The following is a 14,684-nucleotide window of genomic DNA, read 5'->3' as shown; positions in this document are numbered from 1 at the left end:
TACAGCGTGAACAACTTGTAATTTAAAGCCTAATGAATAATCTCGTTGTGTTCGTTTGAGCGGTGTATTATTTGACTTGGTCATAATAAATCCTAAATGTGTAAACACATTTCAGGACGAGACATTAAATACAAAAAAGCCCAAGTGAATAGCTTGGGCTTTTTTGTGCGTAACGCACTTAGGTAAACATTAAGCGCAACTTTTGACTCATTAACACTGAGCGTAAAAACATGCGTAAGGCTCAAGCGTTGTGGTGCCTTGGTCTAACTTTGCGCTGTGGTGGCTAAGCTCGGTGTATTCTTTAACGATTGATGTTGGCATATCAATTCTTGTTTGCTTAGCGCTGAGATTGAACATACAAAGCATTCTTTGCTTTCCAAGCGTTCTATAAAAAGCAAGCACAGGCTCTGGCGTTTCAATAAATTCAATATCACCCTCAAGTAAAACTGTTTGACCTTTTCGCCATGCCATAAACTCACGGTAGGCATTTAAAATTGAGTTGTTATCATCTGTTTGTATAGCTACTGATTGCTGCTTATGTGCATTATCAACGGGTAGCCAAGGTTTTACTTCACTAAAACCTGCATGAGATGAATCAGCGAGATCCCAAGGCATTGGTGTTCTACAGCCATCACGCCCTTTAAAATTAGGCCAAAATGTAATGCCGTATGGGTCTTGTAAATCTTCAAATGCCACACTTGCTTCACCTAGACCTAGCTCTTCACCTTGATACATACACACGCTGCCACGAAGAGAAGCTAATAGGGCGGTTAGCATTTTACATTGTTGAGGGCTTACTTCGCCATTTTCGCTCCAGCGGCTCGCTACGCGCTCTACATCATGATTACTAAATGCCCAGCATGGCCAGCCTTCAGTCATACGTTGTTCTAGAGTTTCAACCGTAGTTCTAATATATTCACTTGAGTAATCATTTGTTAATAGTTCAAAGCTATAACCCATGTGCAGTTTGTCGCCACCTTGGGTGTACTGCGCCATTGTAGCTAATGAATCTTCTGATGAGATTTCGCCAAGCGATACAGTACCTGGGTATTTATTAAGTAATGTGCGAATATCTTGCATAAACTCAATATTTTCAGGCTGAGTATTATTGTAGTAATGGTACTGAAATGCATACGGATTATCTTCACTAAAACCACGCCCCTGGCGCTTATCTTTTGGTTTAGCCGGATTATCACGTAATTGCGCGTCGTGATAGCAAAAATTAATTGCATCAAGCCTAAAACCGTCAACGCCTTTTTTAAGCCAAAACTCAACATTATCAAGCACAGCTTTTCGAACATCTGGGTTATGAAAGTTAAGATCCGGTTGTTCGGTTAAAAAATTATGTAGGTAGTATTGCCCGCGACGAGGCTCCCACTGCCAAGCACCACCACCAAAAATAGATAGCCAGTTGTTTGGGGCTGTCCCATCACCTTTTGCGTCAGCCCAAACATACCAGTCGGCTTTACTGTTATTTTGATTTTCACGGCTATCAGTAAACCATTGGTGTTGATCTGATGTATGGCTTAACACCTGATCAATAATTATTTTAATATTACGAGTGTGGGCTTCGCTTATTAGCTCATCAAAATCATTTAGGTCACCAAAAAGCGGGTCAATGTCACGATAGTCGCTAATATCATAGCCAAAGTCTTTCATTGGCGATTTGAAAAAAGGTGAAATCCAAATAGCATCAACGCCTAAGCTTTTAATGTAATCAATACGATTAATAATCCCTCTTAAATCACCAATGCCATCGTTGTTGCTATCTTGAAAGCTACGCGGATAAACTTGATAAATAACCGCACCTTTATACCACTGCTTTTGGGTCATGCTTTTCTCCGTCATTCCACACAGTATTTAGACTATTTTTATTTGTGATTACGATTAATCACGTTATTTGCAAAAAGCATACGTGAAGCCTTGTACACTGTAAAAAGTCTGCATACGTATGCACTAAAATTAACGCAATTAAATTATTAAAAATAAGTACTTATAGCTAGCTTAAAGGTGTTTTATTTATGTGTTGGGTGTTTACCAATTATGGTACTGACTTACTTTCTGACTTTTATTAAACATAACGGTTTGTCATACAAGAGAAAATATATTTTATGTTTTTAATTTAATGGTCTGACCAATTAAACATTTGAATTGTGTCTAATATTTCTTATTTAGAATAGCGATACTAATTAGTTTCACTTTGTTTACATTGCGTCCTGTTAACTTTTAGTTTTTGATACAGTAGATTTTACATGTAAAGTTAGCCACGTCATTTTCAATGGTTTTATTTTAAATAAAATCAATTACTTAACATTTATTTGGCAAGGTTTGTATTAATGTGAAGTCGTGCTATAACTGTTGAATACGTATGCATAAAGTTGTTAATAAAATAAAGCTGGCGTTAATATCCATCCTGACAACAAAATTAGCTCGCCTGTTTGACTATCACTCAAATAAAGAAGCGAGTATCACAATATGGGTAACGGGAAAAACATCATGTCTATGTTCAAACCAAGTATATTAACGTTGGCAATGGCTACTGCAGGATTAGCAAGCTTTGCCTCTGTAGCAGCACAAGAAGATACAGTCAAAAATGATGACGTTGAGGTTATCGAAGTAAAAGGCTTTCGTGGCAGTGTTGTAGAATCAATCAACACAAAGCGTTTTTCTACTCAAGTCGTTGAGTCAATTTCAGCAGAAGATATAGGTAAGCTACCTGATTCATCTATTGCTGAGTCTATTGCACGCTTACCAGGTTTAACGGCGCAACGCCTAGATGGTCGTGCAAGTAGAGTATCTATTCGTGGCTTTGGCGAAAACGAAAGCGGTACTACATTTAATGGCCGCGAGCAAGTATCTATTAGTGATAACCGCGGCGTAGAATTTGACCTTTACCCATCAGAAATTATGAGCGGTGTAACTGTTTATAAAACACCAAGTGCAAATTTAGATGCAGAGGGTATTGCGGGCATAATTAACATGCAAACAGTTCGCCCACTAAGTAAAGGTGAACGTGTTGTTCAAGTAAATGGACAGTATGAGCAAACAAGCTTTGATAAATTAAACCCTGACGGCAACGACGACGGTTACCGTGGCACTTTCTCATACATCGACCAGTTTGCTGATGACACCATTGGTATTGCATTTGCACTAAACACTATGAGCTCGCCAAACCAAGAAAAACGTTGGAATTCATGGGGCTACCCTGAATTCACTGCTGAAGATGGTAACTCGTATTCAATTTTAGGCGGTGCTAAACCATATGTTCGTTCATCAACACTTGAACGTGATTCAGCAATGCTTGTTCTAGAAGCAGCGCCTACAGATAAACTAAATATGACGTTTGATGCGTTGTATGTAGACTTTACAGATGAGCAAATTTTACGCGGCATTGAAGTTCCTTTTGCTTGGGGTCAAGGTAGTATTGATGCAAGTAGTGCTACTGTAGATGCAGAAAGTGGATTTATAACAAGTGCTGTAACACAAGGCCAACGTGTTGTTGTGCGTAACGATTACCAAGAGCGTGATGCTGAACTAACTGCATTTGGCTTTAACACTAAATACGATATTGATGATTCATGGTCAGTAGAATTTGACGCAAGCTACTCGCAAGTTGACCGTAAAATTTGGAGTATAGAAAGCTACTCAGGTACAGGGCGTGGTGATTCTCGCGGTGTTGCAGATAACTTAGGTTATGCTTTTAATGGTGGCAATACTGGCGCTACTTTTTCACATGACTTAGATTACAGCGATTATGATCTAATTCAATTAGGTGGGCCGCTTTCGTGGGGTGCAAGTTCTGCACTAAATGATGCATATGGATTAACTGGCACAGAGTATGAAAACCAAGCTCAAGACGGTTTTATTAATGCTCCAACTATTGAAGATGAATTAGTTACATTAAAACTTGCAGCGTCTAAAGTACTAGAAAACGAATACATTAGTTCAATTGAATTTGGCTTAGGTTATAAAGAGCGTGAAAAGTCTAAATCTTCGCAAGGTTACTTCTTGACTTTAACTGATTTTTCTCTTGAAAACCCAGGAATGCTTAGTGTACCTGAGCAATACCGTTTAGGCAGTGTTGGCCTTGACTTCATTGGTCTAGGCGACATGATAGCCTACGATGTAAATGGTTTAGTTAATGATGGTTACTATGAAACCCTTGACGAAAGTTTAACTAGCTCAACTCATGCAACTAAGTCGTGGACAGTAAAAGAAGAAATCACCTCAGCATTTGCACAAGCTAATATTAATGCAGAAGTAAGTGGTCTTCCATTAACTGGTAATGTTGGGGTGCGCTATGTTCATACAGATCAATCCTCTCAAGGTAATGCTTTTGGTGTAGATGGGAATACTGGTCTAGTCATTACTTCACCTACAGATATTGGTCACGATTATTCTCACGTTTTACCAAGCTTAAATTTATCACTTGCGATTGATGAGCAGCAAACAATACGTTTTGGCGCAGCTAAAACAATCTCACGTGCGCGTATAGATGAAATGAATGCCTCTGTTAATGCATCATATAATGATACACCGGATGAAAACGGTAACTTTTGGTCTGTATCGGGTGGTAACCCTAATCTAGAACCTAAAGAAGCAACAGGCTACGATTTATCTTATGAAAACTACTTTAGTGATGAAGGTTACTTCTCTGCTGCATTTTTCTATAAAGACTTAACCCAGTGGATTTTTGACGGTACTTACGCGATTGATATGTCGGGTGTTGCGGACCCATCAACAGGTGAAGTACCAGCTACGTCAGAAGGTACTGGCAGTGGCAAAGTAAATGGCGGCGGCGGTGACCTATACGGTTACGAGCTATCTCTAGCGTTACCATTTAAAATTTTCCACCCGTCTCTTGAAGGCTTTGGCTTAATTGCTAGTCATACAGGTATTGAATCTGATATTGAAGATGGAAATGGCAATGAGTACGAACTACCGGGTCTATCAGATAAAATTCAAAGCTTAACGGTTTACTACGAGATGAATGGCATGCAATTACGAACCAGCATGCGTAAGCGTAGTGATTTCAAAGGTGATGTTTACGGATTAGGCTTTAATACAGAGCAAGTGAATATTATCGGCGAAACAATTTGGGATATTCAGGCAGGTTATGACTTCTCTGAAGCAGGGGTTGAGAGCCTTGAAGGTTTATCAATTCAGTTCCAAGTTCAAAACTTAACAGAAGAGCCGTTCACATCGCTTTCTGGCGATAACGCGCTACAAGTTCGCGACTACCAAGATTACGGTCGCACTTACTTGTTAGGCTTTAGCTACCAGCTATAATAAAGGTTGTGTGTAGGAGCCCTTGTAATTTGTTTTACAAGGGCTTTTTTATAGCTACCTTATCAAACTTAACAAGCTTTAAACTGTAAACGTGGACAATAATATGAAACCAATAAAACACGTCGTAATCGCAGGCGGGGGCACAGCAGGGTGGATAACAGCCGCTTTGCTTAATAAAGTGTTAGGTAAAGTAATCAAAATAACCCTTATTGAGTCAAGTACTATTGGCACTATAGGCGTGGGTGAAGCAACAATTCCGCCTATTATTCAGCTTAATAACGCACTGGGTATAAACGAGCAAGAGTTTATAAACGCTACAAATGCATCTATAAAATTAGGAATTGAGTTCGAAAATTGGAAAACCACCTCTCATAGCTACATGCATGCTTTTGGCTCATTTGGAAAAGACTTCCCCTTTTGCGATTTTTACAATTTTTGGGTAAAAGGAAAAATTACAGGCTCTGAAGATAGCCTATGGGATTTTTCATTAAATTACCAAGCAGCTAAACAGCATAAATTTGCACCATTAAATACTATACCTAACACGCAATTACCTGGCGTAAGTTATGCGTATCACTTTGATGCAACACGCTATGCAGAGTACTTAAAAAAGCTTGCTACTTCGCGTGGCGTTTTACACATAGACGCTAAAATAGAGCAGGTTAATCAATGTCCGCACTCAGGTAATATTACAAGCCTCACACTTGATGATGATACCCAAATTAACGGCGATTTATTTATAGACTGTACCGGTCAGCGCGCTTTATTAATAGAGCAAACCCTTAACACAGGTTTTGTAGATTGGTCTCATTATTTACCATGTGATAGCGCTGTGGCGGTGCAGTCTCAAGGGACAAGTGAGCTAAAACCTTATACGCGTTCAATTGCACACAGCGCAGGCTGGCAGTGGCAAATACCGCTGCAAAGCCGAATAGGTAATGGCTTGGTGTACTGTAGCCGTTATTTACCTGACGATGCAGCAACGCAGTTATTATTAAATAATTTACCCGCTGAGCCCATTACAGCGCCACGTGTTATAAAATTTAAAACAGGACGGCGCTTAAAGCAGTGGCATAAAAACGTGGTGTCGGTTGGTCTTGCTAGTGGCTTTTTAGAGCCGTTAGAGTCAACTAGTATCCACTTAATACAAAGTGCAGTAACCCGTTTAATAAAGCTGTTTCCACATCATGGCATAAGCGAAACTTTAGTTACTGAATTTAATAAGCAAAGCGTGATAGAAATAGAGCTCATACGCGATTTTATTATTTTGCATTACAAACTGACGGAGCGAGAAGATTCTGCTTTTTGGCGACAATGCAAGCAAATGGACATTCCTCACTCATTGGCCCACAAGCTCAAATTATTTAAGGAAACTGGCAAAGTAGTGCGCGAAAACGATGAACTATTTGCCGAAGTTGCTTGGCAACAGGTATTTATTGGCCAAGGCCTCATCCCCGATGATTACAACAGTATTGTTGACTCATTAAGCAGTGAACAACTAAACGACTTATTTTCTACATTAAAAACGCTTATTACCTCAACAGTAGATCAATTACCCACTCATAAAGATTTTTTAGCAAAAATTAAAAAGGCCTGATGATGCGATTTTTAAACACACTTTTACTTGTAAGTGCCTGTACTTTACCAACCATTAGCTACGCACTTAACGTTGAGCCTGCTAATTGGTGGGTTGGCATGAACAAAAATACCATAACCATCATGGTGCATGAGCAAAATATTGCAAACGAGCAAATTAAATTAGCTAAATACAATGGTGTTAAGTTAAATAAAGTAACCCGTACAGATAACCCAAACTATGTATTTTTAAATATTACTATTACTGATACCGCTAAAGCAGGAACGCTTTTGTTTAACAGCAGCGAAGCGAGTCAAAATTTTGAGTTTTCACTACTTGAACGTAATAAAAACAGCGCAAACCGCCAAGGGTTTACATCAGCTGATACGCTTTATTTAATTAACCCAGATCGCTTTGCTAATGGTGATAAACAAAACGATACTGTTCCAAGCATGTTAGAAGCGGCAAACCCAAGTATAAAGGGCGGGCGCCACGGTGGTGATATTCAAGGTGTTATAAACGCATTACCGTATTTAAACAATTTAGGCGTTACACAGCTTTGGCTTACCCCAGTGCTTGAAAACAACATGCCAGATTATTCTTATCATGGTTATGCAATTACAGATTTTTATAATGTTGACCCACGTATGGGCTCAAACCAGTTATATAAAACGCTCTCGGTAAAAGCAAAAGAGCAAGGTATAGGCCTGGTAATGGATATGGTTCTTAACCATTTTGGCTCTGAGCATACTTGGGTTAAAGATAAGCCAACTAAAGATTGGATTAACTTTAATGGCGAGTTTAAAAAAGGTAAAAACGCCACAAGCCATGCGCGCCAAACTATACAAGACCCACACGCGAGTGAATACGACAAGCGCCAGTTTAACGATGGTTGGTTTGTAGAAACCATGCCCGATTTAAATCAGCGCCAGCCACTGTTAAGTGAATACTTAATTCAAAATGCTATTTGGTGGATAGAATACGCCGATTTAAGTGGTATTCGTGTTGATACCTACTCTTACTCAGATAAAGCATTTTTGAGTGATTGGACAAAAGCCATAATGCAGGAGTACCCAAACTTTAATATTGTTGGAGAAGAGTGGACGTCAAACCCTGCTATTGCCTCTTACTGGCAACGTGGCAAGCATAACCAAGATGGTTATACATCAAGCTTACCAAGCGTGATGGACTTTTCGTTGCAAGAGTCGGTAATTCAAGCGCTAAATGAAGAAGAAAGCTGGAACACGGGCTGGGTTAAAGTCTATGAGTCGTTAGCTAATGACTTTTTATACCCTGATACCAATAACATTATGGTATTTGCTGATAACCACGATATGAGCCGTGTATACACCGAGCTTGGCCAAGACGTAGCCAAAACTAAAATGGCGATGACCTTGTTTTTAACCACACGTGGTATAGCGCAAATGTATTACGGTACGGAAGTGCTATTAGATAACACCCCAAGTAAAGATCATGGCGATATTAGAATCGACTTCCCGGGTGGATTTAAAGGCCAAACTCGGAACGCCTTTACGGGCGAGGGGCTAACAAAACAGCAAAAAGTGATGCATAACACCATCAGTACCTTGCTTAATTTTAGAAAAAGCAGCCCAGCACTTGATAAAGGAAAACTTGTGCACTTTACGCCTCAACAAGGCGTGTATAGTTACGTGCGTGTTAGCGACGAGCAAACTGTGTTGGTATTTATGAATAAAAACACAAAAGAGCTAACTAAGAATATTGAATATATGCAGGAAGTAATACCAAAAAATACCAAAGCACTTAACTTATTCACCCACAAAACACAGGTGTTGGGTAATACAGTTGCTTTACCGGCAATGAGTGCAACGGTATTAATTATAAATACCTCTCAATAGTTTACCTGAATACGTATGCAGCAACTGTATGGTTGCTGCAGTAATCTTTAGTATAAAGTTAATAACAATACTGACAAAAAAGACACACAATGAAAAAATCAGTTTATGTACCCGCAGTACTGTGTAGTGCACTTATTGCTACAGGGTGTTCAGAAAATAACAAACCTGAACAACAGCAAAAACCCGCACACACACAAAATGAGCTTACCAAGCCGGTTGTATATCAAGTATTTACCCGTTTGTTTGGTAATACCGAAGCTGCCAATGTGCCATGGGGCACTAAAGAGCAAAATGGTGTAGGTAAATTTGCCGACTTTAACGATGCAGCCCTAAAAGGCATTAAAGAGCTAGGTACCACGCACGTTTGGTATACCGGTGTGTTACACCATGCGTTAGTAGGCGATTATACCGACTACGGCATTTCGCAAGATGACCCCGATGTAGTAAAGGGCCGTGCAGGTTCACCGTACGCAATTAAGGATTACTACGATGTTAACCCCGACTTAGCCGTTAATGTGACGAACCGCATGGGAGAGTTTAGCCAGCTTATTGAACGTACACATAACCACGGTATGAAAGTCATTATTGATATAGTGCCTAACCATGTAGCACGAAATTACCAATCCCTTGGCAAACCTAAAGGCGTTAAAGACTTTGGCGCACAAGACGACACCACTAAAGCGTACGATAAAAATAATAACTTTTACTACGTACCAGGGCAGTCTTTTCAGGTGCCAACATCGCCAGAGTATAAAGTATTAGGGGGTAATGAACACCCATTTGCTGATGGCTTTTTTGATGAAACACCTGCTAAATGGACAGGTAATGGTGCCCGTGCACCAAAACCAGATATAAACGATTGGTACGAAACAGTAAAAGTAAATTATGGCGTAAAGCCAGATGGTAGCTACGATTTTGCTCAGCTGCCAAGCGACTATAAAGACAAGGATTACCGTGCTCACTACGAGTTTTGGCAAGGTAAAGAGCTCCCTAACAGCTGGTACAAATTTAGAGACATAGCGCTATTTTGGTTAGATAAAGGCGTTGATGGCTTTAGGTACGACATGGCCGAAATGGTGCCTGTAGAATTTTGGAGTTTTTTAAATTCGTCGATAAAAATGCAAAAAAGCGACGCCTTTTTATTAGCCGAAGTGTATAACCCGCTAATGTACCGTGCGTATATTCACCAAGGGAAAATGGATTACTTGTATGACAAAGTCGGTTTTTACGACACATTAAAAGCCATTATGCAGGGTAAAGTAGCTGCTAATACTATTTTTGCAGCCCAAAGCCAAGTTACTGATATTGAAGCACACATGTTGCACTTTTTAGAAAATCATGACGAACAACGCATCGCGAGCCCTGACTTTGCAGGTAACGCTGCGTGGGGTAAACCGGCTATGGTGGTTTCAAACTTAATGAGCCGCGCACCCACGTTATTATATTTTGGCCAAGATGTGGGGGAAGATGGCTCAGAAAACGCAGGATTTGGCACAGCTACACGCACCAGTATTTTTGACTACATTGGCGTCCCAGCGCACCAAGCGTGGATGAATAATGGCAAGTTTGACGGTGCTAATTTAACACAAGAGCAAGTAGCACTTCGTGACTACTACAAAGCAGTTATGTCACTTAATAGTTTACCTGCTGTAGTAGGCGGTGAAATGACTGAGCTTAGCGTTACAGGAAGTGAGCGAGTTGTAGGTTTTACGCGCAAACTTGGCCAACAAGCGCTGTACGTATTAAGTAACTTTAGTGAACAACCTCAAACAATTACGGTTAATTTATCAAAAGTGCAATTAGCGGTACTTAGCGAACACACTCAATTGCATGACTTACTTGAGCAGCACAGCACCGAGATCACATCAGGGTCTCAAGGCGCAAGCTTCACACTCACACTTGATGCATTTAGCAGCGCAGTTTTAACTAATAAGGCTAATCATGAATAATCAAAATAATAATTATGACAGCAACAAACCAAACCTGAGTTTTTGGCAAATATGGAATATGTGCTTTGGTTTTTTAGGTATTCAATTTGGCTTTGCACTACAAAACGGCAATGTGAGCCGTATTTTTCAAACTCTAGGCGCACAAGTTGATGATATTCCCATTCTATGGGTTGCAGCCCCTCTTACTGGCTTAATCGTACAGCCTATTATTGGTTACTGGAGCGATAAAACGTGGGGGCGCTTTGGTCGCCGCCGTCCGTTCTTTTTTATAGGCGCAGTGTTAACAACGCTTTCATTATTTATTATGCCGCATTCTCCTACGCTTTGGATTGCCGCTGGTATGTTATGGATAATGGATGCGTCAATCAATGTAACCATGGAACCGTTTAGAGCACTTGTTGGCGATAACTTGCCAGAAAAACAACGCGCTACAGGTTACGGGTTACAAAGCTTTTTTATTGGTATTGGTGCGGTACTAGCCTCAGCATTACCATGGATGATGACCAACTGGTTTGATGTAAGTAATACTGCAGCGCCTGGGCAAATTCCAGAGTCTGTTAAATACTCATTTTATTGGGGTGGGGTGGTGCTACTTGTTGCAGTGCTTTGGACCGTTGCACGTACAAAAGAGTACAGCCCAGAGCAATTAGCTGAGTTTGAAAAGCAAAGCGCTCAACCTACTACAAGCAAACTGGTTGATATTAACTTTAATAAAGGCGCCATTATTTTTGTAGTGCTGGGTTTAGCAACCCTTGCATTAGTAATGGGCTTATCGCTTGAAAAAGAATTATACCTATTAGCTGGTGGTTTATTAGCGTTTGGTATTGTGCAGTGGATTGCAGCAGCGCTTAAAAGTGCGAATAAAACTCAAGGTGGTTTTTACCAAGTAGTACAAGATGTATTTACAATGCCAGAAGCCATGAAGCAGCTTGCCTGGGTGCAGTTTTTTAGCTGGTTTACTTTATTTGCCATGTGGATTTATACCACCGCAGCAGTAACAAGCTTCCATTATGGTAGTAGCGATGCAACCTCTAAAGCATTTAACGATGGTGCAGACTGGGTGGGTATTTTATTTGCCGCCTACAATGGCTTTGCAGCTATTGCCGCTATGTGTATTCCGTTTTTAGTTAAAAAAATGGGCTTAAAAGGCGCGCATTGTTTTAATTTATTGCTGGGCGCATTAGGCCTTGCAAGCTTTATGTTTATTCAAGACCCTAAAATGTTACTTATTCCTATGATTGGGGTGGGGTTTGCGTGGGCGTCTATTTTATCGCTACCTTACGCCATGCTAAGTAACGCACTGCCAAGTAATAAAATGGGCGTTTACATGGGTATTTTTAATTTTTTTATAGTTATACCTCAGTTACTTGCCGCCAGCATTTTAGGGCTCATTTTACGCCACGTATTTTCTAATCAGCCTATTTACGCATTGTTAATTGGTGCTGCCTCGTTCGTTGTCGCTGCCGTTGCGGTAATGCGCGTTAAAAATTCAAATTAAGGACACACAATGAAAAAATATAACCTTATAACCGCCTCACTTTTAACGTTAGGTTTAACGGCTTGCGGCGCTCAAAACACAAGCACAACTAACGAAAGTACCACAGCACAGGTTACATCAGCACCAGGCGCCCCAGGTGCTGAACCATTTTGGGCTTATGCGGGTAAAACAGGTATTGGCACGTCATACGAGCAATACCAAAACGGCCAATACAGTGATTCAGCTGCAACGGGCGATGTATCTAAGGTGTGGTTTTCAATTGCTAAAGGTATGATCACCGAAACCATGTTTGGGCTTATTCACCAAGCTCAAATAAAAGACATGCAATTTATAGTAACAGGTAAAGACTTTACCGTTAGTGAAGCTGATGATTTAGATGTCACCATTGATTACTTACATAAAGATGCACAAGGTCGCCCACTTTCTCTGGCTTATAAAGTAACTAGCACTGATAAACAAGGGCGCTTTAGCCTAGAAAAACACATTTTTACTGACCCAGATGGGCAAACATTATTTGTACGCAGTGTATTTAACACTGAGCTTGAAGGGCTAAAAGCATATGTGTCTGTTAATCCGTATATTAATAATAACGGGCTAGGTGATTTCGCTAAAACGACTGAGCAAGGCCTTGTCGCATGGGAAGACGATAACTATTTATCACTTCAATCAGCGACCTCATTTAAAGATAAAACAGTGGGCTTTACCGGTGAAAGCGATGGTATTAACGCACTTAAAACTACGCAATCTATAAATACACAATACACAAATACCGGCGATACAGCAGGTAATGTAAGCATGCTTGCAGAGCTTGGCGACATAAGCGCGAATACCACCTTTGATTTAGCACTTAGTTTTGGTAAAACGCAGCAGCAAAGTATAAAGCAAGGCGAAAAAAGCTTAGCAAAAGGGTACCAAGCGGTGCTTGATCACTATAACGGTAAAGGTGAAGCGCTAGGCTGGGAAGATTACTTACAAAGCCTAAAACCGCTTAATAGCATGGTTAGACAAACAGCCGATAACGGTAAGCTTTTATACACAAGCGCTATGGTTTTAAAGGCACAAGAAGATAAAACACACGCAGGGGCATTAATTGCTTCTCTATCTAATCCATGGGGCGAAACGGTTTCGGCTAAAGAGGGCTCTACTGGCTATAAAGCAGTATGGGTGCGCGACTTTTATCAAGTAGCCATGGCATTTATGGCGCTCGGTGATACAGCCACAGCAAAAACAGCGTTTGAATACCTTGAAAAAGTGCAAGTAAACAGCAAAACACCAGGTAATAAAGGCGATACAGGCTGGTTTTTACAAAAAACACACGTCGATGGTGAGCTTGAATGGGTCGGCGTACAGCTTGACCAAACAGCTATGCCTATCATGCTTGCCTGGAAGTTACATAAAGCCAATGTACTTAGTGATGAAGAGCTAAAAAGCTGGTACGGGAAAATGTTAAAACCCGCTGCTGATTTTTTGGTTGATGGCGGCCTTGCTAAAATTTTATGGAACGACACGCAAATTACACCACCGGCAACCCAACAAGAGCGTTGGGAAGAGCAAAGCGGTTATTCGCCTTCGACTACTGCAGCAATAGTAGCTGGCCTTATTACAGCCAGTGATATTGCAACACTAAGTGGCGATGATACAAACGCAAAGCGCTACTTAGATACAGCTAAAAAATACAGCAGCGATATTGAATCGCAAATGTTTACCACTAAAGGTAACTTAAAAGGCGAGAATAGCGATGGCGAATACTTTATTCGTATAGGCCAAGATACCGATGCAAACTCAAACACTAAAATTAACGCTAATAATGGCCGCGAAGGGTTTAATAAAAAGCAAATTTTAGATGGCGGTTTTTTAGAGCTAGTACGCTATGGCGTACGCGGTGCAAATGATGAAAGCATCGTTAAAACACTACCTGAGTACGATGACGAAACACTAGAAGATAACCTACAAGTTAAATACAGCTTTAGCTTTGACGACGGCAGCGGCACATTTGCAGGCTATCGCCGCTATGGTAATGATGGCTACGGCGAAGATGAAGTAACGGGCACAAACTATGCCGAGGGTGGCAGTAATACACCAGGCCAACGTGGTCGTGTATGGCCATTTTTCACAGGTGAACGTGGCCACTATGAAATAGCAGCAGCTAACGCAAACAACGCCTTTGATGATGCTAAACAAGCGCAAATTAAAAATAGTTATGTTAAAGGTTTGGAGCAATTTGCCAATAAAGGGCTAATGCTACCAGAGCAAGTATGGGATGGTGTAGGTGTAAATAAAGCTGGTTATGCGTTAGGCGAGGGCACAAACTCAGCAACGCCACTTGCATGGACACATGCAGAATACATTAAGCTTGTACGCTCACTCAGTGATAAACAAGTATGGGATTATTATCCAGTGGTTGGCGAGTCACTTAAAGACTAATATAAAGCAAGCTGCAGTTATTAAAAAGGCTTCTAAATAAATTTAGAAGCCTTTTTTACTATTCAGTTATT

7 protein-coding genes are annotated in these 14,684 nt (G+C 40.5%); 6 read left to right on the top strand and 1 reads right to left on the bottom strand.

The genetic code is table 11. The annotated features are described in order from the left end of the window. Positions 1-210: 210 nt before the first annotated feature. Entirely contained in the window at positions 211-1,833 is a 1,623-nt protein-coding gene (locus H5087_RS16060; RefSeq protein WP_182672691.1) for an alpha-glucosidase family protein, read from the bottom strand. 663 nt (positions 1,834-2,496) lie between these two features. Here H5087_RS16060 and H5087_RS16055 point away from each other — a divergent pair. The 6 genes from H5087_RS16055 (at position 2,497) to H5087_RS16030 (ending at position 14,613) form a co-directional block, all read left to right on the top strand. After that, positions 2,497-5,289 carry a TonB-dependent receptor gene (locus H5087_RS16055; protein WP_182672690.1) on the top strand — a complete coding sequence of 931 codons (2,793 nt, stop codon included), beginning with the start codon at positions 2,497-2,499 and terminating at the stop codon, positions 5,287-5,289. A 103-nt stretch (positions 5,290-5,392) separates the two neighbouring features. Next, positions 5,393-6,886, top strand: coding sequence for a tryptophan halogenase family protein (locus H5087_RS16050; RefSeq protein ID WP_182672689.1), 1,494 nt, complete (start codon positions 5,393-5,395; stop codon positions 6,884-6,886). Next, positions 6,886-8,742, top strand: coding sequence for a glycoside hydrolase family 13 protein (locus tag H5087_RS16045; protein WP_182672688.1), 1,857 nt, complete (start codon positions 6,886-6,888; stop codon positions 8,740-8,742). The genes H5087_RS16050 and H5087_RS16045 overlap by 1 nt, the downstream gene beginning before the upstream one ends. Positions 8,743-8,831: 89 nt before the next feature. Next, entirely contained in the window at positions 8,832-10,691 is a 1,860-nt protein-coding gene (locus H5087_RS16040) for an alpha-amylase family protein (protein ID WP_182672687.1), read from the top strand. Continuing rightward, positions 10,684-12,189, top strand: a complete 1,506-nt coding sequence (locus H5087_RS16035; RefSeq protein WP_165724090.1) for an MFS transporter — start codon at positions 10,684-10,686, stop codon at positions 12,187-12,189. Before H5087_RS16040 ends, H5087_RS16035 begins: the two co-directional genes overlap by 8 nt. A gap of 9 nt (positions 12,190-12,198) precedes the next feature. Beyond that, the gene (locus H5087_RS16030; protein WP_182672686.1) at positions 12,199-14,613 is read left to right on the top strand and encodes a glycoside hydrolase family 15 protein; all 2,415 of its coding nucleotides are present in this window, start codon (positions 12,199-12,201) and stop codon (positions 14,611-14,613) included. Positions 14,614-14,684 lie beyond the last annotated feature (71 nt).

The organism is Pseudoalteromonas sp. SR43-7 (assembly GCF_014163785.1).
Taxonomy (GTDB): Bacteria; Pseudomonadota; Gammaproteobacteria; order Enterobacterales; family Alteromonadaceae; genus Pseudoalteromonas; species Pseudoalteromonas distincta.
This window is presented reverse-complemented; position numbering and strand designations above follow the sequence as displayed.